The organism is Streptomyces sp. NPDC005722 (assembly GCF_040630935.1).
In the GTDB taxonomy this organism is placed as follows: Bacteria; Actinomycetota; Actinomycetes; order Streptomycetales; family Streptomycetaceae; genus Actinacidiphila.
In genome coordinates, this window is sequence record NZ_JBEXYN010000005.1 from 79,334 (window position 1) to 103,125 (window position 23,792).

A 23,792-nucleotide genomic window follows, 5' to 3' on the forward strand; every position below is an offset into this window, starting at 1 on the left:
GTTGTGACCGGGTCGCCGCCTTCGGGCTGTGCCCTGATCTTGCAAGTGCTTGTCGGACATACTGTCCGCGTGGATCGCATAGGCACGTACACCGTCGAGAAGAAGCTCGGCGAGGGCGGCATGGGCACGGTCTACCTGGCGCGGTCCCGCGGTGGCCGTGCGGTGGCGGTGAAGGTCGCCAGGCCGGAGCTGGCCTCCGACCCCGCCTTCCGTGAGCGGTTCCGTGCGGAGGTGGCGGCGGCCCGTACGGTGGGCGGATTCCACACGGCCCCGGTCGTGGACGCCGACCCCGACTGCGCGACGCCCTGGCTGGCGACCGCGTACGTGCCCGGACCCACGCTCGCGGAACTCCTCGCCACCGGGGGACCGTTGGACGAGCCGCGCCTGCGGAGCCTGGGTGCCGCGCTCGCGGAGGCGCTCGAGGCCATCCATTCGTGCGGTCTCGTCCACCGGGACCTCAAGCCCGGGAACATCGTCATGGCCGAGGACGGCCCCCGCGTGCTGGACTTCGGCATCGCCCGCGCCGTGGAGTCCACCCGGCTGACCGCGACGGGAGCGGCCTTCGGCACCCCCGGGTACCTCGCTCCCGAACAGGCGCTGGGCGAGGACGTCACGGGCGCGGCCGACATGTTCGCGCTCGGCGTGGTCCTGGTCGCGGCGGCGGGCGGGAGCGCGTGGGGCGAGGGCACGCCGATGTCCTTGATGTACCGCGCGGTCCACGAACCCCCGGACGTCGCCGTGATCCCACCGGACCTGCGGGAGGCCGTGACGTCGTGCCTGGCCAAGTCCCCCTCGGCGCGCCCGACGCCCTCCGCGTTCCTGGACCTCCTGACCGTTCCCCCGGTACCGCCCGCCGTGCCCTCGGCGGACCGTGTCCCCACGGCCTACGCGGCAACGGTCTCCGCACCGCGGCCGCCGGAGACGCCGGAACGGCCTCCCGTCCCGGGCCCCTCCGGTCCGGAGGACGACGCTCCGTCGATGGTCGCCGCCGACCGGGCGGCGAGCATCGCCGCGGACGGCGACGGGATCGCGTTCCAGCTCGACCACACCACGGCCGAGTTCGCCTGGTCCGAGATCACCGCCGTCGAGTACGGGGCACACCGACGCGGCAGGCAACTCGTGGTGAAGGTCTACCTGCGCGACGGCACCTACACCTGTGAGGTCGGCGCCCACCGCAAGGCCGATGTCGACGCGTGGCTCGAACAGCTCGAAGACGTGCTCGACTGGCACTTCGACACGTAGGAACCGGGCCGGCCACGGATCGGAGGGGCCTCGGGATCCCGTGGGCCTCGAGCGCTTCGGTACGTGGTCCGGTCGTGTGCGCGATCATCCGGCACCGGGCGGGAGGCGCACCCGCGCGCCCCGGCCCGTGAGGGGCCGGGGCAAGGTGCGTGCGGGGAGGGTCAGCGGACGGTGGAGCGGGCGGCCTGCTCGATGATGCGGGTGACCGCGTCGGGGCGGGAGACCGAGACGGCGTGGGAGGCCTTGATCTCCACGGTGTGGGCGTGCGCCCGCTTGGCCATGAAGCGCTGGGCGGCGAGGGTGATGTTCTTGTCCTGGGTGGTGACGAGGTCCCAGGACGGGATGGTCCGCCAGGCGGCGCCGGCGGCCTTCTCCTCGAAGACCGAGGCGGCCACGGGGCGCTGGGTGGCGGCCATCTGCTCGGCGACGGTCTTCGGCACGTCGGCCGCGAACTGGGCGCGGAACTTGTCGGCCTTGATGTAGAGGTCGGTGCCGGTGCCGCCGCCGGGGAGCGGGAAGGGCACGGGGTTGAGGGTCTCGCCGAGGGTGCCGCCGGGGAACTTGTCGGAGATCTGCGTGACGGTCTCGCCCTTGTCCGGGGCGAAGGCGGCTATGTAGACGAGCGCCTTGACGTTGGGGGAGTCCGCGGCGGCCTCGCTGATCACCGAGCCGCCGTAGGAGTGGCCGACCAGCACGACCGGGCCCTTGACGCTGTCCAGGAAGCTGTGGACGTACGCCGCGTCGCTCGCCAGGCCGCGCAGCGGGTTGGCCGGGGCCACGACGGGGTAGCCCGCGTGCTTCAGGCGGGTCACCACGCCGTTCCAGCTGGAGGAGTCCGCGAAGGCGCCGTGCACCAGGACGACCGTGGGCTTCTTCTCCTGCGGGTGGTGCGCGGCCTTGGCGGCGTTGGCCGGTGCCGTGGCCGCCAGCGTGAGCGCCGCGACACCTGCGGCGGCGCCCAGGACGGCGGCGCTCTTGCGGGTGGGGCGGAGGACGGACTTGAGGTTCACGGTGGCTCCTTGGCGTACGGCGCCCGGCAGGCGCGCCGGACAGGTGGTCGGTCCCGGGGCGTCCGCTCCGGCCGATGACGAGAAACCTAGCGTCCATTTAAGTTGTGCGCAAGCTAATCGGGTACGAGCCCATAGCTCACGGGGAAGGTGCGACAATGTGGGCCGGAGGACCGACCGACCAACCGACCGACGGAGGGGGAGGGAATCGTGAACGACGACACCCGCGCACCCGGGAACGACGACCTGGCGGAGCCCTCGCTCCTGCTGGACAACCACTTCTGCTTCACGCTGTACGCCGCCTCGCGCGCCGTCACCGGCGTCTACCGCCCCCTGCTGGACGCGGTCGGCCTGACCTACCCCCAGTACCTGGTCATGGTCGTGCTCTGGGAGCACCGCACCGTGACGGTCAAGGAGCTGGTGGCCGCGCTGCACCTCGACTACGGGACCCTGACGCCGCTGATCAAGCGCCTGGAGGCGCACGGCCTGCTCAAGCGGCAGCGCCGGGCGGACGACGAGCGGGTGGTGGAGGTGGCGCTGACCCCGGAGGGGACCGCGCTGCGGGAGCGGATCCGCAATGTCCCGCCGGCGATCGGCGAAGCCGTGGGGCTGACCCACGAGGAGATCGCGACCGCCCAGGACCTGCTGCGCCGGCTCACGGCCAACGTGGACCGGCACACCGCGGGCGCCGCGACGACGGCCTGACCGGCCGCTTGACGTGGTCGCCCCGGGCCACAGAATGGTCCCGCGGCGTTGACCACGTGTGTGCCGGGCGCACACGTCCGGCGGGGGATGAGGAATGCGACTGCCCGAGGAGCCCGCGGGGCGTGTGGTGGGGGAGGCCGAGTTCGACGCGTTCTACGCCGCGAGCGTCGGCCGCCTCGTCGGTCAGCTGTACGCGATGACCGGCGACCTCGCGGAGTCCCAGGACGTGGTGCAGGAGGCGTTCGCCCGGGCCTGGGAGCACCGGGCCGAACTCGACCTGCACGGTGCGCCCGAGGCCTGGGTGCGCACCGTGGCGTGGCGCCTGGCCGTCAGCCGGTGGCGACGCGTGCGCACCGCGCTGACGCTGGCCCGCCGGCAGGGACCGCCCCCGGCCGTGCCGCCGCCGGAGCCGCACCACGTGGTGCTCGTCGAGGCGTTGCGGCAACTCCCGGAGGCGCAGCGGCGGGCCGTGGTCCTGCACCACCTGTGCGATCTGCCGGTGGACCAGGTGGCGGCCGAGACCGGCTCCCCGGTCGGCACCGTGAAGGTGCACCTCAGCCGTGGGCGGGCGACGCTCGCGCGGCTGCTGGCGCACACGGAGGCGGACCCCGGGGCGGAACGACTTCCGGAGGGCAGGCGTGGCTGACGGGACCGAACTGGGCAGGCTCCTCGCCCAACTCGCGGAATCCGGCCGGGGACGGACCGTACCGGTGGCCGCGGAGCAGGTGCGGGCCCGTGGCGAACGGCGCCGCCGCCGCGCCCGTACGGTGCGGGCGTGCGCCGTGGCGGTGCTCGCCTGCGCGCTGCTGGGCGGCGGCATCGCGCTGGCCGGGACCACCGGGGGGCCCGGGCCGGCGGCGGTCTCGCCGTCGCCGCCGCCCTCCCCCTTCGTCCGCCCGGTCCCCGCGCCGGGCGAGGAGTACGCCGGCGAACTGGGCCTGGTCCACGACGCGGTGGTCCAGGGGGACATGGTGCGGGTCACCGTGCGGCAGCTGCGGGCGACCGGGGACGGGCCGCCGGTGCCCACCGGCGTCGTGCACACGCTGACGCTGCCGCGCACCACGCCGGTCGAGACGCTGCGCCTGTCGGACGGCCGCCCCGCCGACCGCGAACTGGCCCAGCTGGTCGGCCGGCTCGCGGGCGGGCCGCGGTGGACGTTCGAGATCGACTACGACGCGGAGGGGCGGGTGGCGTCCCTGCGGGAGGCCGGTTAGCGCGGCGGAAGGTTGTTACCGGTCCATGACATTCCCGGTGTAACCCGCGGGGCGGGCCGGTGCGTAGAGCCTGTGCACGCCGCCCGTACCCGACCCCGACCCGATGGGACCCACCGTGTTCGCCTCGCCCTCCGCGCACCGCCGCGCCGCCACCGCCCGGCTCGCCGCCCTCGCCCTCACCACCCTCACCACCCTCGCCCTCGCCGCCTGTTCGGGGGAGGGGACGGACGGCGGGCCGACCGGACGCACCGACGCCGCCGCCTCCGCCTCGCCCGTCCCGGCGCCGAGTTCGGCCCCCGCCTCGCCCTCGGCGACTCCCCCGGCCGAGGACTCCGGCACGCCCTTCCCCGCCCGCTCCACCGGGGCCCCGGCGGCGGACGGCGGGACGTACGGCGTGGCGGAGCCCCCGGCGGACGGCCCCACGGGCACCCCGTCACCGCAGGCGCCCGCGCGCTGGGCGGGCAGCAAGCAGTTCGTGCAGGTCGAAAGGGCCTGGATCGAAGGCGGGCACACGTACCTCTCCGTGCGCGCCGCACGCAGGGAAGTCCTCACCGGACCGATCGAGGGGTGGCAGCTGATCCCCGGCAAGGGCCCCTACACGACGGTACGCATGGCTCCGGCGGGCCGGGTCCTGCTGTCGGTCCCGCTGGGTGACGTGGCCCTTCCCCACGCCTACTCCCAGGACGAGTTCATCCGCCGGTGGTGGGCCCAGCCCGTCGACGAGCGGGGCTGGCTGGGCTACGACGTCAGCTTCGACCGCGACGGCGAGGTGGTCAGGCTCCAGTCGATCTACCGCGCCTGACCGCCGCGACGGCACGGGCGCGGACGGGTCCCGGCCCGGGGACGGGCCGGGACCCGGGTGCGCCGGGCGACCGGGAGGGTCAGGAGGTCAGCGCGGCCTGGCCGCGGTCCGCCCGCGTCGGTCCGGCGGACGACGGCCGCACGTCGAAGTCGAACATGGCGGTCGGCACGTACAGGGAGCAGCACGCGTTGGGGATGTCGACGATGCCGCTGATGCGCCCCTCTATCGGGGAGGACCCGAGCAGCAGGTACGCCTGCTCGCCGCTGTAGCCGAACTTCTTGAAGTACTCGACGGCGTTGAGGCACGCGCGGCGGTAGGCGAGCGTGGCGTCGAGGTAGTAGTTGGTGTCCGTGTCGTGGTCGACGGAGATCCCGATGAAGGTGAGGAAGTCCGAGTAGCGCGGCTCCACGTTGCCGGGCATGAACACCGGGTTGGTCGAGATGCCGTACTTCTCCATGCCGCCCTTGATCAGGTCGACGTGGAAGTCGATGAAGCCGCCCATCTCGATGGCGCCGCAGAAGGTGATCTCCCCGTCGCCCTGGCTGAAGTGCAGGTCGCCGCCGGAGAGCTTGGCGTCCTTCACGAGCACCGGGTAGAACACCCGGGAGCCGCGCGTGAAGTTCTTGATGTCGTGGTTGCCGCCGTTCTCACGGGCCGGCACCGTGCGGGCGCCCTCGGCCGCGATGCGCGCGGCGAGGTCACCGGTGGCCGTGCCGGCCAGCGCGTTGGCGGAGTCCGGGGGGACGGCCAGCGGCGGGACGCGCTCGGGGTCGGTGTCGATGAGCGCCTTCTCACGGGCGTTCCACCGGCCCAGCAGTTCGGCGGAGGGGGCGGTCCCGAACAGTCCCGGGTGGGTGATGCCGGTGAAGCGGATCCCGGGCAGGTGGCGGGAGACCGCCTGCTGGCCGTGGAAGTCCCACACCGCCTTGTAGGCGTCGGGGAAGTAGTCGGTCAGGAAGCCTCCGCCGTTGGCCTTGGCGAAGATGCCGGTGTAGCCCCAGCCCTGGCCCGCGGCGTCCCCGGCCTGCTGGGGTACGGGGCCGAGGTCGAGGATGTCGACGACCAGCAGGTCGCCGGGTTCCGCGCCCTCCACGCCGATCGGGCCGCTGAGCATGTGGGGGATGGTGAGGTCGATGTCGCGGACGTCGTTGGCGGAGTCGTTGTTGCCGATCTGGCAGTCGGTCCAGTCCCGGCACTCCATCCGGAACTCGGCTCCGGGCTTCACCATGGCGGCGACGGGAATGTCAGGGTGCCACCTGTTGTGTCCTGGGGTGTCCTGATCGCGCATCGACTTGGTCTGGTCCACGCTGAAAACTACTTCGGGCATGACAGCCTCTCTTTTCTGATCCGGTCAGGACGGTGGTCCCGTGCCTCGGGGACGCCGGGGCCGGCCGGACCCGCACCTAACCCGGCGAGCCGGACGACGCGGCGGCCCGGGCCTGTTCCCGCGATTTCCTGGTGAGCGGCCACAACGCCGCGAACACGACCACGCCGAAGGCACCCAGGGCGATGGCGATCTCGGTGGTGTGCTTCCAGTAGCCGGACAGCAGCAGCGCCGCGGGGATCACGCCGGTGACCCAGCCCTCGATCGCCGTCACCCAGCCGACATAAGTGCTCAGCTCCGATTTCCCGAGACCGAGCACCAGGAAGAACAAAGCCCAAAGGAACGCCCAGTACAGCCAGATGACGCCGAACGGGTAGTCCTTGAAGAGATGGAAATTCACGAACGAGTACCCGAGGGCGACAATCGCCACGAAGAGGGAGTACCAGCCGACGCAGATGTTGTCGATGTCCGCGAGAAGGACGATACCCACGTAGAGGTAGGTGAATCCGAAGAGGTACAGCCCGGACGCCGCCAGGATCTTGTCCTGGTCACCGTTGGCCGTGAAGATGAGGTACGTCGGGGTCAGCACCTGCAGTGCACCCACGAAGAGGTTGAACACCGCCGCCGACTTGGGGTCGACCTTCTGCAGCAGCAGCAGGCCGTTCATGAACAGCACCGCACCGACGAAGAGCAGTCCCACGTTGGCCACGGGGACGCACCTCCTAAGTCCGCGTGGGGACGGATTGCGGCCGGTACGCCACCTCGTCCCGCATCGGCGGGAGCGGGGTCCGTGCTCCGGCTTCGACCCCCCTGAGCAGCTACGACTCGCCGATCACCGCCCTCGCGCTAGGGCTTGGGCAGCCGGGCCAGCGCCGGATGGGGCCGCGGCTGCGGCCGCTCGCGCGGCGGCGGGGCGGACACGACCTCCGGCATCTCACGGGACTTCTCCTCCCGTTCCCGGGAGACGGCGAGCCCGTGCGGCGTGACGGCCAGGGAGGGCGAGGAGAACACCCGCCGGGACTCGCCCGCGCAGGCGGGGCAGTCGTGCGTCGCGGGTGCGGAACCGATCGTCAGCCTGACGTCGAAAGGCCCGCAGTCGTTGCAAAGGTATTCGTAGGTCGCCATGAAGTCGCCTCCGGTCATCGGCGCACCCGGGTCAACCTCGACGTCTGCGGCACACCCCGTTGAGCGCACGCCGGGGGAACAATCCCTATATCAAGGAGACGCCTCCGCAAGGTGGTTGTCAAGGTCGGCCGAAGGCACCCGGAGTGCCGCGGAAGGCAGTTCGGGAGTTCCCTTTCCGGCACTCCGGGAAACACCGGATTTCCATTTGTCTCGCCTTGTCGCCCGGGTCCGGAGCGCGGATATACCGCATCGCGGGCGCGACCGCATTCCGGGACCGGGGACGCCTCCGGGCCCGTCCTCCCGCCCCGCGGACGCCGGGACCAGGGGGGGTGGGACGGGGGTGCACGACGGGCGGGGGCGATGCGGGCGGTATGACCGCTGTGAGGCGGTTCACTGCTCTTTTCCTGGACGGACACTACTCGCGGCTTTAGCGTTCATATGCATCGGCCTTTTCCGTGAATGCAGTGGCAATGGAGCCCCGCTCATCGGACGGCACACAACGCTTCGCACGGAACAAGGCGAACGCCGGAGAGGTGGAGAAGTGAGCATGGACGCCGTGTGGGTCCGTGGCGTGAACGGCCTTCAGATGCACCACGTCACCGACCTCCAGGACGCCGGCAGGTTCCTGGGCAACGCAGCCATGGCCCTGCGGGCCGCACACGTGCGGACCGGTGCCGAGCGCTACCAGGGCCTCGCCACCGAGCTCAAGGCCCTGGTGACCCGCATACGGGAGCTGGAGGACGAGGCCCGGTCCGCGATGCACGAGCTGCACGCGACCGACCCGGAGCGCTTCGCCCGTTGCCGTGACGGCCACGAGCCCTGGCCCGGCGAGATCGAGGCCGGGTTCATCCCCCGCCACACCTGCCGCGACGAGTGCCTGTACCACGACCGCGGCGTGCTCGAGGCGATCACCCAGTGCACCTGCGGCCGGCCGCCCTGCCAGGCCTGCCAGATCGGCGGCGAGCCCGTGCTCGCCTGATCCACCGCGCTCCGCGGCCGCTCCCGGGCGGCACGAGGGCCCCGGCCTCCGACGAGGCCGGGGCCCTCGTCGTACCCCCGTGTACCCCGGGCGACCGGCTACACCAGCAGGACGAGCAGCAGCACGGCCACCACCAGGACCGCCGCCGCGATCACGAGCCCGTACGCGACCCGGCGACGGGAGGGCAGCGTCAGCACCTCGACGCCGTCGGCGCCCGGGAACGCGTAGTGGACGCGGTCGGGGTCGGTGGGGACGGTGATGCGCGCGAGGGGCAAGTGGCGCAGCACGATCCTGCGGTGGGCCTCTCCGGCGCGGACGGAGAGGTACGGGGCGAGCGCCTCGGCGTGCGCGGCGTCGAGGTCGCCGGGCAGCGGGTCGTCGCCGGTCAGCACGGCCTTGCGCCACCGGCCCAGGCGGGCGGTACGCCGGCGGACCGGGAACGGCGGCCGTCTGCGGGGCCGGCGCACCAGCTCCTCGTGGCTGCGCTGCTCGATGACACCGCCCACCCAGGTGGTGACGACCCCGCTCCCCCCGCACGCCTCGTGTGCGACGGTGCCGTCCCCCTTGCACGTCGGGCAGTCGACGAGGCCCGACCCCGAGCACTGCGGGCACTTCGTGCGGGCCCGCCCAGCGCAGGTGGGGCACGCGGCGTCGGGACGACGGCACTTGGCGCAGCGGACGCGCCGGGGCACGGTGCCGGACGCGGTCGCCTGCGCGGCGCGTCCCTGGTCGCGGTCCTTCGTGCGCGGCCGCGGCCTGCCGGTGCCGTCGCACTCGGCGCAGGACTCCAGTCCGCGGCAGTCGGGGCAGGCCGTCGTCGGGTCGCAGGGGAGCCGGCCGCGGCCCTCGCACCGCTTGCAGACCCATGCGCCGTTGCCGCACTCGCAGGTGTTGTGGCGTACGGATCCCTCGCGCACCAGCTCGATCCGGCGCAGGGAGCCGTGCTCGGCGGGCGGGCCGGGCCGGTGGCCGGCGAGGTGGGTGTAGGTGGCGAGCGCGGAGAGGTCCTTGCGGCCCTTCTCCGTCCTGGCGGTCTCCTTGCGGGTCTCGGTGGTACGGCGGATGCGGCAGTCGAGCACGGAGTGCCAGGAGAGGTCCGCCCCGGCGGAGGCTTCGGGCCGGACCGCGCCGCCGGCCGCGGAGAGGTGCCGCGCCAGGGCTTGGAGCATCTCGTCGTCGGACGGTGTACCGGACGGGTCCTCGGCCATGACGACCACTCCCCTCGACGGGCGCGAGGCGCGCTGTCGGCAGGGTAAGGGCGTACCTGACGATCCATCAAGATCGGGGGCGGGGAGGGCCCTTGCGGACCCTCCCCGCGGCCGGCTCAGCTCGCGCCGGTGGTGGTGCCGCCGCTGCCGTAGGGGCGGGTGATGACCTCCATGCCGTGGCCCGCCGGGTCCGTGAAGTAGACGCCGCGGCCGCCGTCGTTGTGGTTGATCTCCCCGGGCCGCTTGCCGTGCGGGTCGGCCCAGTAGGTGAGTCCGGCCTCCTGGATCCTGCTCAGGATGCCGTCGAAGGCGGTCTCGGGGACCAGGAAGGCGTAGTGCTGCATGACGATCGTCTCCGCCGGGACGGTGGCGAAGTCGAGGGTGACGCCGTTGCTCAGCCGGAGCGGGACGAACGGGCCCCATTCCTCGCCGGCCCGCAGACCGAGGATGTGCGCGAGGAAGTCGGCGGATTCCCGGTTGTCCGGGGCGTGCACGATGGTGTGGTTCAACTCGACTGACACGGTGGGATGCCTCCGTAAGGCATTCTCACGGGCACCTCCATGCCTCACCCGGCCGGTGACCGGCACGCGATGCCGTGCCTTCGATCCTATGCCCGGCCGTAATCCGGTGGGCCGGGGCCGGCGGCGGCCCCTACGGTGGACGACCGGACCGACCGAGGAGGACGACGATGACGGACACCGTGACGCTCTGGCGCCCCACCGGGCCGGAGGAACTCGCCCTGGTCGAGGCATCGGGGTGGCGGGCGTGGCCGCCGCGGCTGCCCGAGCAGCCGATCTTCTACCCGGTGCTCGACGAGGACTACGCGGTACGCATCGCCCGCGACTGGAACGTCCCCGCCTCCGGCGCCGGTTACGTGACGCGCTTCGAGGTCGAGGCCGGGTTCGCCGCCCGCTACCCGGTGCGCCAGGTGGGCGGCCGGACGATCCTCGAACTGTGGGTGCCGGCGGAGGAACTGCCGGAGTTCAACCGGCACATCGTGGGCCGGATCGAGGTCGTCCACGAGTTCCGGGCCGCGTAGGGGTGCGGGGACCCGGGCCCGCGGGGGCCCGGGTCCCGGCCGGCGGCGTCAGACGCGGAGCGTGGTGACGGCCGCGACCCCGGTGAACTGCAGGGGTTCGTAGCCGAGGGCGAGCAGTTGGGCCGTGAGCGTCAGCGTGCCGCCCCGGTGACCCTGACCGCCCGGGCCGCCCGGGCCGCCCGGGCCGCCCTGACCTCCCGGTCCGCCCGCCGTCTCGGCGGTGTCCGCGCCGTCCACGGTGTAGGGCCCGTCGTTGAAGGCCACCGTGATCGGGACGCTGAAGGTGCCGCCGGGACCGAGGTCGACGGCGGGCGACGGGGCGTAGGTGCCGACGAGGGTGCCGCCGGGCCCGGGGGTCAGGACGACCGGGACGCCGCCCACGGTGACGGTCAGGTCGCCCGGGTCGACGCCGCGGGTACGGGCGAGGATCAGCCGGATGCCCACGGAACGGTACGCGGGACCGTCGGCCGGGTCGGTGAAGACGATCTGCCCGGAGGCCGCGTGGCAGGGCCGCCCTGGCGTGCTGTTGCCGAGGGTGATGCGGGCGTTGGTACGGCCGTCGACGAGGAAGTCGTACGTGGTGCCGTTGACGGTCAGGTTGTCGACGTACGTGTCGAGCGTGAGCCCCGCGTTGGGCTGGCCCAGCCGCCCCGCGTTGGCGATGACCCCGTCGACGCCGTCGCCGGCCGCGGTGCAGGCGGCGATGTACTCGGCGAGGGTGCGGTCGGCCTGGGCGGGGATCGTCCCGGCCTGCCGCGAGGTCCGCCACAGCGAGTCGGGGCCGTTGACGAAGTGCTGCCAGACGCCCTGGACGACGCCCTGGCGGCCCTGGCTGTCGGTGGCGAGCTGGGGCTGGAAGCTGAGCGTGGTGAAGCTGCCCGCGCAGATCATGGGGAGCTGGAGGTTGGCGGCGGTGCCGGTGACGCTGCCGCTGGTGACGAAGGAGTCGTACGACAGCTCCGAGGCCGCGATCGTGGCCAGCGGGACCCGCGCGGGGAAGGGGTGCGCGGCCTGGGACTGCTGGTCGCCGGTGATGGCGAGGTGCAGGCTGCCGTTGAAGCGGACGGGGTCCGCGAAGGGCGAGACCTCCTGGATCCCGGGGGTGCGGTCGCCGTTGCCCGGCTGGTCCTGGAGCCGGAACCAGGGCCCACCCGGCCCGAGGTCGGCGGCCCGGACCTGTTCGACGCGGGGGGCGGAGGAACCGGGTGCTGCGGATATCACGGAGGCGCCCGCCGCCAGGACGGCGGCGGCGGCAAGCGCTATCGGGCGGATCATGAGGCGGGGGACTCCCTCGTACGGGCGGCCCGGTACGGCCGCGACGGGGCGGCGCCCAGTGGCGCCGCGGCCTCGTATGGGTGCCCCGCGGGATTGCGCGTCCGGCATATGACAGGCCGGGCTCACCCGCGCGTCGCAAAAAATCCCACGCCTGGCGCCGAGAAGGTGCGGACGGCGCGGCGCTCCCCTGTGGCGGACGTCGCGGTGTACGCGGAACCCGGGCCGGTCGGGTCCCGCATCGGCGAGGGCCCGCACGAGGGTGGCCGGCCGCCCACGGCGGGATGTCCGTCGCGGGAGCCGGCGCCCCCGGCTCCCCCGGCGACCGGGGCGTCGGGGTGGGTGCGGAACCGGCCGCATCGGTGCGGGTCCGCTACGCGCGGCCGCCGGGGGAGCCGGTCGTCGCGGGGGCGGGCGGGTGGTCGGCTCCCTGGGCGGGCGGGCGGAACTGGGGGCCGTACGTGTGGCGCCCGTCGCCGAGCGGGATCTCCATGAGGGCGAGGGCGGGCTCCTCCAGTTCCTCCATCGTCCGGATCGCGCGGTTGAGCGCGCCGTGGTCGGCCGACTGCCAGGCGGACTCCAGGCCGCGCAACAGGTCCCCGTACGCGGTGTCGAAGCGGCGCAGCAGGGTCGCGGCCTCGCGGGGCGGGTGGGGCCAGCCGCCCCGGGGGACCACGCCCATGGGGTGGACGTCCGGGAACGGGATGGGCGGGCCGCTGAACTCCCACAGGCCGTCGGTCTCCTCCAGGGCCCGGCCGTGGTAGATCTCCGCGAAGGCGAAGTAGTGGGCCAGGTCGCGGTGGCCACCGACGGCCTCGCCGGTCGGTGCCTCCGGGGAGTCCGAGCTGCCCTCGCCCTGCTCCTTGATGATCTCCACGGCGGCGACGACGTCGTCCAGGGTCCGCATCGGCCGCAGTTCGTCGGGGCCGATGCGCTGGCCGATCTGGCCGCGGACGCTGAGCTCGGGACGGTGGTCGAGGAAGGCGGTGACGACGCCGTTGTAGAAGTCGCCGATGGTCGGCGGCCCGGCGGACGGCTCGGGGAGCGTGGACTCCGGGGTCTCGATGGCCATGAGGACGTCCCGGACGTACGCGCGGGTCAGCCCGGAGAGGGAGACCGTCAGCTCGCTGCGCACGCCGCCGGGCAGGCGGCAGGGATAGTCCGGGGTGACGCCGGCGATCCGCGGCCGGCCGCCGACGGCGACCAGCATGTTGCAGGCCAGGCCCATGTGGAACATCTCGTCGGTGACGATGCCGCGGATCAGGCGGGCGACGGTGTCCGAGCGGTCCCGTACCGACCACCACGCGCACAGGTAGGGCGGGATGGTGGCGAGTTCCAGCTCGACGGCCACCTGCAGCGCCTGGTGCAGCCAGTCGGTACGGCGGGAGGCCGCGGGGACGGCGAGCAGCCGGGCGACCATGCCGTGGGCGGCGGCCGCGGCGACCGCGGGGGCGACCGCCGGTACCGCCGCCGCGGCGGTCTGGACCGCCACCGGCAACGTCGCCGCGAGCGGGGCCGCGTGGGCGGCGGTGCCGAGGACGGCGGGGCTGACGGCGGCCGCCGCGGCGGACTTGACGAAGCCCCGGCGGTCGAGGGCGGCCGGCGGGACCTCGTCGCCCCCGCGCCCGTTGTCCTGGTCGTCCACCGGTTCCGTCACCCACGTCTCCGTCCCCGAGAAGAATGGCGCGCGGGACACGGCACTGGGCGGACCCGCGAGGCTGGCGAAGCTACCAGCCGGGCCCCGGCCCCCCGGGCCGCGACGCCGCGCGCGCCGTGCCGTGCCGCCCGTGCGGCCCAACGCGCCCCGGACGCCGTCCGCGGGCGGCCCCGCCGCCCGCCTGACCTCGGCTCCGCGCCCGGCGCGGGCTCCGCGGTGCGGCCTGGGGCGCGGAGTTGCTGCTCCCCTCGGTGCGCGAGGCGCTGCCCGGGGTGCGCCGGCTGATCTCCCGGGCCCGGGAGGAGGACGTGGACGTCATCCACGTCAACGACGACTTCGGCCGCCGGCGGCGTCGCGCTCGACGGCCCGCACGCCGGCCTGGTGGAGCCGGTGCGTCCCGACGCGGACTCGCTGTTCGTCGTGAGGGCACCCTCGTCGCGCCCTCCGCCCGGATCGCACTGCGCGGCTGAACCCGGCCCGGCGGCCCGTCACCTCCCGCGCCCGTATGGGAACGGGCATTCGGGGCATCCGAAACGTCAGGAGGTGCTGACGATGGTTCCCCTGCCGGCCGGCCCCGAGGACGACGCGGCGAGCGAGGTGGGACGGCTGCGCGCGGAGAACGAGCAGTTGCGCCGCGCGCTGGGCAGCCGGTCGGTCATCGACCAGGCCGTCGGCATGGTGATGGCGGCGACGCCCTGCCCCGGCGACGTGGCCTGGACGGTGCTCGTGCGGGCCTCCCAGTACGGCAACGTCAAGCTCCGTGAGGTCGCGGCCGCGCTCGTGGCGAGCGCGGGCGGCCGGCCCCTGCCGGCGGACGTCCACCGCGCGCTCCTGCGGGCCCGGCGCCCCCGGCCCGTCCGGCAGCCTCGGCCACCTCGGACGCCTCGACCTCCTCGCGGAGGCGCCGGCAGGTGCGGCTGATCAGCCGGGAGACGTGCATCTGGGACAGGCCCAACTGGTCGGCTATCTGGGTCTGCGTCATGTCGCGGAAGAACCGCAGGTAGAGGATCTGCCGCTCGCGCGGGGGGAGTTCCCGCAGCCGCGGTGCGACGGCCACGCGGTCCACGACGAAGTCCAGGCAGGGGTCCTCGGACCCCAGGGTGTCGAGGAAGGTGCGCCCCTCCGCGCCGGGGGTTGCGGAGTCGAGGGAGGCGGGGGCGAAGCTGTCGAGGGCCTCCATGGCGGTGGCCACGTCCTCCTCGCTCATCCGGGCGTGCGCGGCGATCTCGGCGACGGTGGGGGTGCCGCCCTTCGTCCCGGCGAGTTCGTGGCGGACGGCGCGGACCCGGCTGCGCAGCTCCTGGACCCTGCGGGGGACGTGGACACCCCACAGGTGGTCGCGGAAGTGGCGTTTCACCTCGCCGACGATGGTGGGGACGGCGAAGCTCTCGAAGGCGCTGCCGCGGGCGGGGTCGTAGCGCAGCACGGCCTTCACCAGGCCGAGCGCGGCGACCTGTACGAGGTCCTCGGTGGACTCGCCGCGGTGCCGGAAGCGGCGCGCGAGCCGTTCGGACATGGGGATCCAGGCGATGACGACCTGCTCGCGCAGGGCGTCCTTCTCCGCGCCGTCGGGGAGGGCGGCGATCCGCCGCAGGACCTCGGTGGTGTCCGGGGCGTCGTCGTGCGGACGCGGACGGGCGCCCGGGGGCGGATGCGGATTCCTGGTACGGAGCTCTCGGGCGGCCATTGGCGGACCTGTGCCTTCCTGCCGGGGACGGGAGCCGCGCCGCGCAGGGGCGTGCCGTGCGGAAGGGCACGCCCGCGCTCGGGCGCCCTGCCGGGACGCCCCGCGCGTGCGTGCCTCCGTTCCGAAGCACGGGGATCGCCTGCCCCGGCGCGCGCCGTCCAAACCCCTTGCCGGGCAGTGGCGCTGAACTTCCGTCAGAGCGCACCGGGTGCCGGTGGCCGGCCCCCTCAGGCGGGCACCGCCGTCCGTCCGTGCCCGCGGTCCGGTGCCCGTACGCGGCCCGCCGGCGCGCCGGGGTACGAACGGCGACCGGGCGACGTACGGTGCCCCGCCCGGAGCGGCCCGCACCGGACCGACGCCGTTCCGCCATCCGGGAACGTGCCGGACGTCAGCCCCAGGACACCCGCAGGTCGCGCGGACAGGGCATGAAGGGGCGACAACACCTGCGGACAGGCGCACGACGCGCGGGGGCGACCGACCATGGGCATCACCACCACGACGACTCCACGTCTCCTGAGCGGCGCCACGCTGCGCCGGATCGCGTGCCTGGCCCCGATCGTGCTCGTCGGGTGGTGGGTGGCCCGGCACTGGCACCTGATCGCCGACGGGGGCCGCGGGTTGCTGGACGCCAACCGGGGCTGGCTGCTGGCCGCCGTGGCGGCGACCGGGCTGGCCTGGGTCGCCGTGTCCTTCATGCGGCAGGGCACGGTCCTGGAACGGCTCCCGGCGGGACGGCTGCTGGCCACGCAGTTCGCCGCGGGCGCCGCGAACCACCTGCTGCCTGCGGGCATCGGGGCGAGCGCGGTCAACCTGCGCTTCATGCGGGCGTGCGGACTGCCGCCCGCCCGGTCGGCGGCGGCCATCGCGCTGTACTTCCTGGCCGAGTGCGTGGGCCGCGGGACCCTGCTGGTGGTGCTGCTCGCCGTGTTCCCGCACGCGCTGCGGCTCGACGGGCTGCTGCCCGACGGCATCTCCGTACCGGTCGGCCCCACGGCGGGGGCGGCGGCCGGGGTGTGCGTGGTCGTGACGGTCGTGCTGGTCGCGATGCCCCGGCTGCGGCAGGTGGTCCGTACGTTCCTGGCCACGGCGTTCACCGACGCGCGCACGCTGCACGCCCGGCCGTCGCGGGCCCTCGCGCTGTGGGGCGGCTCGCTCGCCTTCCCCGCGCTGCAGGCCGCCGGCCTCGTCGCCGTCACCATGGCCCTGGGTGTCCCGGTGCCGTTCACCCACGTCGCCGTCGCCTACCTGGTGGCCAGCGTCGCGGCGGCGGCGCTGCCGACCCCCGGCGGCGTCGGCTCGGTCGACGCGGCGCTCGTGGTGGCCCTCGTCGCCACCGGCGCCTCCCTTGCGGCGGCCACCTCGGCGGTCCTCGGCTACCGCATCGTGACGGTCTGGCTGCCCCTCGTCCCCGGCGCCCTGGTGCTGGGCGCGCTGGTGCGCCGCAAGGTCGTCTGACCCGCCCCCTCGCCGGCGAAAACCCCGTGGTGGCGGCCCGGCGGCGCGTGCCACGCTGACCGCGGGACAGGGCGCGGGAGGGCGGAACGCTGGAACTGCACGAGTACGCGGAGCGGGACGCGACCGGGCTGCGGGAGCTGATCCGCGCCGGCGAGGTGACGGCGGGCGAGGTGGAGGCCGTCGCACGCACGGCCCTGGAGGCGGCGGGGGCGGAGCTCAACGCGCTGACGCTGCCGCTGTTCGACCCCGCGCCCGCCCACCGGACGGACGGGCCACTGGGCGGGGTGCCCTTCGTCGTCAAGGACGGCGGGCCGTTCGTGCGGGGTGTGCCCTTCACCCTGGGCAGCCGCGCCCTGCGGGGTGCCGTGGCGGACGCCGACCACGATCTGATGGCCCGGTTCCGGGAGGCCGGGCTGGTGGCGCTCGGCCAGAGCACCGCGCCGGAGTTCGGCCTGAACTTCGCCACGGAGCCGGTGCGGTACGGGCCGACGCGCAACCCCTGGGACCCGGCGCGCGGGGTGGGCGGGTCGAGCGGCGGCTCGGCCGCGCTGGTCGCGGCGGGCGCGGTGCCCGTGGCGCACGCCAACGACGCGGGCGGTTCGATCCGCATCCCGGCGTCCTGCTGCGGGCTGGTCGGGCTCAAGCCGGGCCGGGGGCGCACCCCGTGCGGGCCGCTCACGGGCGAGGCGGCGTTCGGGCTGCAGGTGGAGTTCGCCGTGACCAGGACGGTACGGGACGCGGCGGCGCTGCTCGACGCCGTGGCCGGGCCCGGTGACGGCGCCAAGTACCCGCTCCCGGCGCCCCCGGTGCCGTACGCGCGGGCGGTGCGCTCCGACCCGGGGCGGCTGCGGGTCGCCGTGACCACCGCCGCGTGGACGGGGACGCCGGTGGACCCGCAGGTCGCCGCGGTCGCCGTCGACGCGGCCAAGGTGCTGGAGTGGATCGGGCACCGCGTCGGCGAGGACGCGCCGCGCCTGGACGGGGACGACCTCGTGGAGGCCGCCGCGCTGGGCGCGTTCGCCAGTGGCGGCGCGCTGCTGCGGGCGGCCCCGCGCATCGACCGCTCCCTGCTGGAGGCGGTGTCGCGGGCGGTGCTCGCCGAGACCGAGGCGTGCACGGCGCTGGAGCTGATGGCGTCGATGGAGGCGCAGCACCGCGTGACCCGCGCGGTGGACCGCTTCTTCGCCGGTCACGACCTGCTCGTCACGCCGACGCTGGGCGCGCTCCCCGCGCCGCACGGCACCCTCGACCACGACGACCCCCGGCACACGGTGCGCTCCTGGCTGCGCGAGCTGTTCGCGTACGGGCCGTTCACGGCGGCCTTCAACGTCTCGGGGCACCCGGCGGTCAGCCTGCCGCTCGGCCAGAGCCGCGAGGGACTGCCGGTCGGGGTGCAACTGGTCGCCGCCCACGGCCGGGAGGACCTGCTGCTGGCGGTCGCCGCGCAGTTGGAGCAGGCCGTCCCGTGGCGGGACCGCAGGCCGCCCTTCCCGGCCGGCTGATCCCGCGCGGCCGGGAAGGGCGGCCTCCCCGCGCTCAGCTGCTGCTCGGGCTGGTGCCGGTGCCGTTGGTGGGCGGGAACGCGTAGACGTGCTCCGGGGTGACGATCTTGGTGATGGCCTCGGCGAAGAGGCTGCTGGGCTCGTTGCCGCCCACGGGGGTGTCGGTGTTGAGCAGCACGACCAGGGTGGCCCCGGCCCCGGGCAGGTGGACGGCCGTGCTCTGGTAGCCGGGCAGGGAGCCGTTGTGCCCGATCCAGCCGTGGTTGTCGAAGAGGCCGAGGCCGTAGCCGATGCCCGGGTAGGGGGTGGGGAGGAAGGTCGTGCGCTGCGTCTGCGTCGCCCCGGCCAGCAGGGTGCCCTCGGCCACGATGCGGGCCCAGGCCCGCAGGTCCTGCTGGTCGGAGATCATCGCGCCCGCGGCCCAGGCCCAGGAGGGGTTCCAGTCGGTGGCGTCGGCCTCCTTGCCGTCCTTGGTCTGCCGGGTGTAACCGCGGGCGTGCGGGCTCGGGAAGGCGCGCCCCGCCGGGAGGACGGTGTGCTTCAGCTTGGCCGGGGCGAGCACGTTGCGCTGCAGGTAGTCGCCGAACGACTGGCCGCTCGCCTTCTCGATCACCAGGCCCAGCAGGACGGTGTTGGTGTTGCAGTACTGGAAGCGGGCGCCGGGACCGGACGGCGAGGGGTGCTGGAAGGCGTAGGCGAGCAGTTCGGCGGGGACGAACTCCCGGTGCGGGTCGGCCTTGAGGGTCTTCTGGAAGGCCGGGTCGTCCGTGTAGTTGTAGAGCCCGCTGCGCATCTCGGCGAGGTGCCGCAGCGTGATGCGGTCGCCGCCGGGCACGCCGTCCACGTAGCGGGCGACGGGGTCGTCGAGCGCGACCTTCCCCTGGTCGACCAGCTTCAGCAGCGCCGTCACGGTGAAGGTCTTGGTCTCGCTGCCGATCCGCACGTAGAGGTCGGGCGACATGCGCGCCTTTGACCTCTTGTCGGCCACGCCGAGGGCGCGGACCCAGGAGCCCTTGCCCGCGGCCCACAACCCGACGCTCACACCGGGCACCGCGGTCCTCTTCAGCGTGGCCTCCAGCGCGTCGTCGAGCTTCTTGACGACCTCGCCGGTGAGCGCCGGGAAGTCGTCGCCCGCTCCCGGCGAACCGCTCGGCGAACTGGTCGGCGAACCGCCGGGGGAGGCCTGCGCGGGGGAGGCGGAGGCCGGGTCCGCCGTCCGGTCCTCCTCGGCCCGCGCGAGCGGCGAGGCCGGCGCGGACGTCGCCGTCCTGGTACCCCCGGGGGAGCGGGTGCTCTCCGCGGGCCCGCCGCACGCCAGGGCCGTGGGGAGCGCGGCGGCGGCGAGGGCCGTCGCGACGGCCCTCCGCACGGTGCTGCGGAGCCCGGACGGACGGGCGCACGGCTGCGTCATGTCGGTGCCTTTCGGCCGTGGGGACGGGCGGGGCGAGGGCATGCCATCGCGAACGTAAGCCGACCGTCGCGGTGCGGCGACCGGACGGCGGGTGACGCGCCGCCGGGCGGGTGAGCGACGGCCGCCGCGGGGGCGGGTCTTGACGGTGCGTCGGCTCATTGGTTGAGTGGCTCATCCACTGAACCATGGAGGTGTGATGGAAGCGCTGCCGCGCACGTCGATCGTGGACGTCCTGGAGGACCGCATCCGCGAGGAGATCCTCACCGGCCGCCACCCCGCGGGAAGTCTGCTGCCGCCCGAACGCACGCTGGCCGAGGGGTACGGCGTCACCCGGACCACCCTCAAGCACGCCTTCGGCCGGCTGGTGCAGGCCGGACTGCTGGAGACGCGGCACGGCGTCGGCACCCGGGTCCGGGACTACGAACGCCTGGGCGGCGCCGACCTGCTGCCCATGCTCGTCCGGCACGACGCCCGCTGGCTCGGCGAGATCTTCGAGGCACGGCGCGGGGTGGGCGCCCTGATCGCCGGCGCGGCCGCGGCCCGCGCGAACGGCGCCGCGCGGACCCGGCTGCGGGAGCTGGTGGAGGCCGTGCGCACGGCCGGCGACCCGGACGCGGTGCAGCTGGCGGACGCCGAGGTGCACCGGGCACTGGCCCGCGCCACCGGCAACCGCGTCTACGTGCTCCTCACCAACACCCTGTTCAACGCCTACCTGCCGATGCGCCGGCACCTCGCGGGCCCCTTCCAGGACCCGCAGGAGGCGTACGCGCGGCTGGCGCCCGTGGTCGCCGCGGTGGAGGAGGGCGACGGCGCGGCCGCCCGCGCGGCGGCGGAGGCCTATCTGACGGCGACCGAGGAGATCATGCGCGAGGGGCTGAAGTCCCGGTGAGCGCGGCACGGGGGACGGTCTTCGCCGAGCGCATGTCGGGCACCGTACGGCTGCGCGGCGAGGACCGGGAGCGGCCGGTGCGGCTGGAACTGACGGCGCGCAGCGACGGCCTGCTGCTGCCGCACCGCACGACCGCGGCCCGCGTCGGCGGACGGCTGCGCGTCGCGGGCCGGGCAGACACCGCCGTCACCGGCACGCTGGAGGTGTCGCCGCTGGCCCGGCGGCGCGTCCACTACCGGCTGGAGTACGAACTGGACGGCGAGCGCTGCCTCCTGGAGGGCTGGAAGTCCGTCACCCCGCGGCGGCCGCTGGCCTCGATGACCACGCTGCCCTTCACCCTCACCGCCGGGGACGACCCGGAACCGGCCGGCACCGGCACCCTGCGCTTCCGTACGGCGACCTCGCTCGTGCCGTTCCTGGCGAGCTTCCGCTTCCCGCGCAGGGACGACCCCCGCGCGCAGTGGGCGCCGCGCTGGGACGGCGCCGCGGGCCGCACCGAGGTCTGGTACACCACGGCCACCGACCCGGCGACCGGCACCGGACTGTGGCTCCACCACGAACTCGTCGCCCCCGCCGACGGCTCCCCCGCCTTCGCCCACGGCTGGGCCGCCGTCTTCCCCCCGGACGGCGGGGGCCCCGTGGAGCACGCCCGCTTCGGGCCGCTGCCCTGGGAGCCCGCGACGGGCGCCGAGGGCTTCACGGCGGACGGCGTCGAGGCGGTGCCCGGCCGGCTGCGCGGCACGGCGGGCGAGCTGACCTGGGACCTCACCGAGGACCCCGGCGCCGAGCCGCCGCTGTACACCTTCCCGCGCTGGTCGTGGCGGCACCCGCTGCTGCCCGCCGCGCAGATCCTGCCGTCGCCCCGCGCCCGGTACACGGGCACCGTCCGCCACGGGACGTCCGAACTCGCCCTGCGCGGCGCCCCCGGGGCCTCGGCCCGCATCTACGGCCACGGCAACGCCCGCCGCTGGGCCTGGCTGCACGCCGACCTCGGCGACGGGGACGTGCTGGAGGTCGTCGCGGCGGTCTCCACCCGCCCGGGTCTGGACCGGCTGCCGCCGCTGGTCTTCCTGCGGCTGCGCAAGGACGGCCGCGACTGGCCGCGCGGCGGCCTGCGCCCGGCACTCGGGCGGGCGGGCCTCGCCCGCTTCACCGCCGACATCGGCCTGCCGCGGTGGACGGTCACCGGGCGGGCGGGCGGGCGGCGGATCACCGTACGGGTCGAGCAGCCGCCGGAGCGCACCCTCGCCCTCGACTACGCCGACCCCGACGGCTCCCCCGCCGTGTGCCGCAACAGCGAGACCGCCGACGCCCACGTCGTGCTGGAGCGCCGGGGCCGCGGCGGCTGGCGCACCGAGGCGCAGTGGACGCTCGCCGGCACCGCCCACGCCGAAGTGGGCGGCCGGTGAGCGCCGCCGTCCGCGGCCTGGTCGCCGCGCTGCTCGCCGACCCGGGCGACGGCGGCTGGCCCGCGGGCGTACCGCGCCGGCTGGACGGCCTGCTGGCGGCGATGCCCGCGCGGACCCGGCACGGCTTCCGTGCCGCGGCGGCCGCAGTCGACGCCTACGCGGCGGTGCGCACCGGGCGGCGGCTGGAGCGGCTGGGCCCGGGGGAGCGGGAACGGGTGCTGGCGGGGCTCGCCGCGCGGCCCGCGTTGCTGCCCCTGCTCGACGTGGTCAAAGTACCGGTGCTGCTGGCGGCGGGCACCGAACGGCTGCTGGCGGGAGCGCCCCGCGCCGCGGTGCCCGCGGCCCCGCAGGACCCGCCGCTGGACTGCGTGCCCGCCGGCGAGTGGCCGGACCGCTCGCGCGCGGACGCCGTCGTCGTCGGCTCGGGCGCCGGCGGGGCGATGGCGGCGCGCACCCTGGCCCTGGCCGGCCTGCGGGTGGTCGTCCTGGAGGAGGGCCGGCGGCACACCACGGCGGAGTTCGGACGGCGGGCGCCGCTCGACCGGTTCGCCGAGCTGTACCGGGACGGCGGCGCCACCGTGGCCCTCGGGAACCCCCCGCTGATCGTGCCGACCGGCCGTGCCGTCGGCGGTACGACGGTCGTCAACTCCGGCACCTGCTACCGCACTCCGGACCGGGTGCTGGCCCGGTGGCGGGAGGAGCACGGGCTCGGGGACCTCGCGGACCCGGCGGCCTTCGGCGCGTACCTGGACGAGGTGGAGCGCACCCTGCGGGTGGCGCCCCAGCCGCATGACGTACTGGGCCGCAACGGCGACCTCGCGCTGCTCGGCGCGGGCGCGCTCGGCTGGCGGGCCGCGCCCCTGCGGCGCAACGCGCCCGGCTGCCGGGGCTCGTGCCAGTGCGTGGTGGGCTGCCCGTCCGGGGCGAAGCAGAGCGTCCAGCTGTCGGTGCTGCCGCAGGCGTGCGCCGCCGGGGCCCGGATCGTCACCGGGGCCGAGGTGCGGCGGGTGCTGACCGAGCCCGACCGGCCCGGCGGCCCGCGCGCCTGCGGCGTGGCGGTACGGCGGCCCGACGGCAGCGAACTGGAGATCCTCAGCCCCCTGGTCGTGGTGGCCGCGGGCGCGCTGCGCACTCCCCCGCTGCTGCGCCGCTCCGGCCTCGGCGGGCACCCGCGGACCGGCCGCAACCTGGCCGTGCACCCCGCCACCAGCGTCGCCGGGCGGTTCGCCGAGCCGGTCGCGGACGGCGGACCGGCGGTGCTGCAGAGCGTCGGCGTGGAGGAGCTGCACGGGGACGGCATCCTCGTCGAGGCCACCGCCCCGCCGCCCGGCATGGGCTCGTTCGTGCTGCCGGGCGTCGGCCGCGAGCTGCGCGCGGAACTGGAGGACTCCGGACGGCTGGCCACCTTCGGCGCGATGATCGCGGACCGGCCCGGCGGACGCGTCCTCGGCCGCGAGGGCGCCCTGCTCCGCTACGACCTCGACCCCCGCGACGGCCGCCGTCTGCTGCGCGCCGTCCGTGCGATGGGCGGCCTGCTCTTCGCCGCCGGGGCCGAGGAGGTGCTCACCGGTGTCCCCACCGCCCCGCGGGCGCGTACGCCGCGGGAGTTCTCGGCGGCCCTGGAGGGCGTGACGGCGCGGCAGTTGCACCTGTCGGCCTTCCACCCCACGGGGACGGTGGCGCTGGGCGCGGACCCGCGGGTGGCGCCCGCCGACGCCGCGGGACGGCTGCGCGGCGTCCACGGGGTGCTGATCGCCGACGCCTCGGCGCTGCCCAGCTGCCCCGAGGTGAACCCCCAGCTCAGCATCATGGCGCTGGCCCTGGCCGTCGCCGAGGGCGCGGTAGGGGCGGCCGGCTGAGGGGTC

General features: G+C 75.0%; 23 protein-coding genes. 13 read left to right on the plus strand and 10 right to left on the minus strand.

The window, feature by feature from the left end; genetic code table 11:
• The first annotated feature begins 69 nt into the window (after positions 1–69).
• Positions 70–1,242, plus strand: a complete 1,173-nt coding sequence (locus tag ABZ479_RS08085) for a serine/threonine-protein kinase (RefSeq protein WP_500460648.1) — start codon at positions 70–72, stop codon at positions 1,240–1,242.
• 161 nt (positions 1,243–1,403) lie between these two features.
• Here ABZ479_RS08085 and ABZ479_RS08090 read toward each other — a convergent pair whose 3' ends face one another.
• Positions 1,404–2,252 (minus strand): alpha/beta fold hydrolase, encoded by an 849-nt coding sequence (locus ABZ479_RS08090; RefSeq protein ID WP_500460650.1) that lies wholly within the window; start codon positions 2,250–2,252, stop codon positions 1,404–1,406.
• 204 nt (positions 2,253–2,456) lie between these two features.
• Here ABZ479_RS08090 and ABZ479_RS08095 point away from each other — a divergent pair, with 204 nt between their 5' ends.
• From ABZ479_RS08095 to ABZ479_RS08110, 4 genes are all read left to right on the plus strand, one after another.
• Entirely contained in the window at positions 2,457–2,954 is a 498-nt protein-coding gene (locus ABZ479_RS08095) for a MarR family winged helix-turn-helix transcriptional regulator (protein WP_500460929.1), read from the plus strand.
• Between the two features lie 94 nt (positions 2,955–3,048).
• Entirely contained in the window at positions 3,049–3,600 is a 552-nt protein-coding gene (locus ABZ479_RS08100) for a SigE family RNA polymerase sigma factor (protein WP_500460651.1), read from the plus strand.
• Positions 3,593–4,168 carry a hypothetical protein gene (locus tag ABZ479_RS08105; RefSeq protein WP_500460653.1) on the plus strand — a complete coding sequence of 192 codons (576 nt, stop codon included), beginning with the start codon at positions 3,593–3,595 and terminating at the stop codon, positions 4,166–4,168. The genes ABZ479_RS08100 and ABZ479_RS08105 overlap by 8 nt, the downstream gene beginning before the upstream one ends.
• 103 nt (positions 4,169–4,271) lie before the next feature.
• Positions 4,272–4,970 (plus strand): hypothetical protein, encoded by a 699-nt coding sequence (locus tag ABZ479_RS08110; protein ID WP_500460654.1) that lies wholly within the window; start codon positions 4,272–4,274, stop codon positions 4,968–4,970.
• 79 nt (positions 4,971–5,049) lie between these two features.
• Here ABZ479_RS08110 and fmdA read toward each other — a convergent pair whose 3' ends face one another.
• From fmdA to ABZ479_RS08125, 3 genes are all read right to left on the minus strand, one after another.
• On the minus strand, positions 5,050–6,297 hold the full coding sequence (gene fmdA, locus ABZ479_RS08115; RefSeq protein ID WP_500460656.1) for a formamidase: 1,248 nt from the start codon (positions 6,295–6,297) through the stop codon (positions 5,050–5,052).
• Positions 6,298–6,373: 76 nt separating this feature from the next.
• The gene (locus tag ABZ479_RS08120; RefSeq protein ID WP_500460657.1) at positions 6,374–7,003 is read right to left on the minus strand and encodes an AmiS/UreI family transporter; all 630 of its coding nucleotides are present in this window, start codon (positions 7,001–7,003) and stop codon (positions 6,374–6,376) included.
• Positions 7,004–7,140: 137 nt separating this feature from the next.
• Positions 7,141–7,419 carry an FmdB family zinc ribbon protein gene (locus ABZ479_RS08125; protein ID WP_500460658.1) on the minus strand — a complete coding sequence of 93 codons (279 nt, stop codon included), beginning with the start codon at positions 7,417–7,419 and terminating at the stop codon, positions 7,141–7,143.
• Between the two features lie 547 nt (positions 7,420–7,966).
• Between ABZ479_RS08125 and ABZ479_RS08130 the strand changes: the two genes are divergently transcribed.
• Positions 7,967–8,398 carry a hypothetical protein gene (locus ABZ479_RS08130; RefSeq protein WP_500460931.1) on the plus strand — a complete coding sequence of 144 codons (432 nt, stop codon included), beginning with the start codon at positions 7,967–7,969 and terminating at the stop codon, positions 8,396–8,398.
• 98 nt (positions 8,399–8,496) lie between these two features.
• Here ABZ479_RS08130 and ABZ479_RS08135 read toward each other — a convergent pair whose 3' ends face one another.
• On the minus strand, positions 8,497–9,606 hold the full coding sequence (locus ABZ479_RS08135) for a hypothetical protein (protein WP_500460659.1): 1,110 nt from the start codon (positions 9,604–9,606) through the stop codon (positions 8,497–8,499).
• Positions 9,607–9,722: 116 nt separating this feature from the next.
• Complete coding sequence (locus tag ABZ479_RS08140; protein WP_500460660.1) at positions 9,723–10,127, minus strand: VOC family protein; 405 nt, start codon at positions 10,125–10,127, stop codon at positions 9,723–9,725.
• A 167-nt stretch (positions 10,128–10,294) separates the two neighbouring features.
• Between ABZ479_RS08140 and ABZ479_RS08145 the strand changes: the two genes are divergently transcribed.
• Entirely contained in the window at positions 10,295–10,645 is a 351-nt protein-coding gene (locus tag ABZ479_RS08145; protein WP_500460661.1) for a hypothetical protein, read from the plus strand.
• A 48-nt stretch (positions 10,646–10,693) separates the two neighbouring features.
• Here the strand turns inward: ABZ479_RS08145 and ABZ479_RS08150 are convergent, their stop codons facing one another.
• Positions 10,694–11,920, minus strand: coding sequence for a hypothetical protein (locus ABZ479_RS08150; protein ID WP_500460662.1), 1,227 nt, complete (start codon positions 11,918–11,920; stop codon positions 10,694–10,696).
• A 370-nt stretch (positions 11,921–12,290) separates the two neighbouring features.
• Entirely contained in the window at positions 12,291–13,574 is a 1,284-nt protein-coding gene (locus ABZ479_RS08155) for a ferritin-like domain-containing protein (RefSeq protein ID WP_500460664.1), read from the minus strand.
• 236 nt (positions 13,575–13,810) lie between these two features.
• On the opposite strand from ABZ479_RS08155, the gene ABZ479_RS08160 reads away from it, so the two are divergent.
• Positions 13,811–14,044, plus strand: a complete 234-nt coding sequence (locus ABZ479_RS08160) for a hypothetical protein (protein ID WP_500460666.1) — start codon at positions 13,811–13,813, stop codon at positions 14,042–14,044.
• Positions 14,045–14,325: 281 nt separating this feature from the next.
• Here ABZ479_RS08160 and ABZ479_RS08165 read toward each other — a convergent pair whose 3' ends face one another.
• Positions 14,326–15,261, minus strand: a complete 936-nt coding sequence (locus ABZ479_RS08165) for a SigB/SigF/SigG family RNA polymerase sigma factor (RefSeq protein ID WP_500460667.1) — start codon at positions 15,259–15,261, stop codon at positions 14,326–14,328.
• A 480-nt stretch (positions 15,262–15,741) separates the two neighbouring features.
• On the opposite strand from ABZ479_RS08165, the gene ABZ479_RS08170 reads away from it, so the two are divergent.
• Together ABZ479_RS08170 and ABZ479_RS08175 are read left to right on the plus strand one after the other, a co-directional pair.
• Positions 15,742–16,716, plus strand: coding sequence for a lysylphosphatidylglycerol synthase transmembrane domain-containing protein (locus ABZ479_RS08170; protein WP_500460668.1), 975 nt, complete (start codon positions 15,742–15,744; stop codon positions 16,714–16,716).
• Positions 16,717–16,886: 170 nt separating this feature from the next.
• Complete coding sequence (locus tag ABZ479_RS08175; RefSeq protein ID WP_500460669.1) at positions 16,887–18,218, plus strand: amidase; 1,332 nt, start codon at positions 16,887–16,889, stop codon at positions 18,216–18,218.
• Positions 18,219–18,252: 34 nt separating this feature from the next.
• On the opposite strand, the gene ABZ479_RS08180 is transcribed toward ABZ479_RS08175, so the two are convergent.
• Positions 18,253–19,629 carry a serine hydrolase domain-containing protein gene (locus ABZ479_RS08180; protein WP_500460670.1) on the minus strand — a complete coding sequence of 459 codons (1,377 nt, stop codon included), beginning with the start codon at positions 19,627–19,629 and terminating at the stop codon, positions 18,253–18,255.
• A gap of 196 nt (positions 19,630–19,825) precedes the next feature.
• Between ABZ479_RS08180 and ABZ479_RS08185 the strand changes: the two genes are divergently transcribed.
• Genes ABZ479_RS08185 through ABZ479_RS08195 form a run of 3 tightly spaced genes read left to right on the plus strand, consistent with a single transcriptional unit; the run spans position 19,826 to position 23,786 of the window.
• On the plus strand, positions 19,826–20,518 hold the full coding sequence (locus ABZ479_RS08185; protein WP_500460672.1) for a FadR/GntR family transcriptional regulator: 693 nt from the start codon (positions 19,826–19,828) through the stop codon (positions 20,516–20,518).
• Positions 20,515–21,927, plus strand: a complete 1,413-nt coding sequence (locus ABZ479_RS08190; RefSeq protein ID WP_500460673.1) for a tocopherol cyclase family protein — start codon at positions 20,515–20,517, stop codon at positions 21,925–21,927. Before ABZ479_RS08185 ends, ABZ479_RS08190 begins: the two co-directional genes overlap by 4 nt.
• The gene (locus ABZ479_RS08195) at positions 21,924–23,786 is read left to right on the plus strand and encodes a GMC family oxidoreductase (protein WP_500460674.1); all 1,863 of its coding nucleotides are present in this window, start codon (positions 21,924–21,926) and stop codon (positions 23,784–23,786) included. The genes ABZ479_RS08190 and ABZ479_RS08195 overlap by 4 nt, the downstream gene beginning before the upstream one ends.
• Positions 23,787–23,792 lie beyond the last annotated feature (6 nt).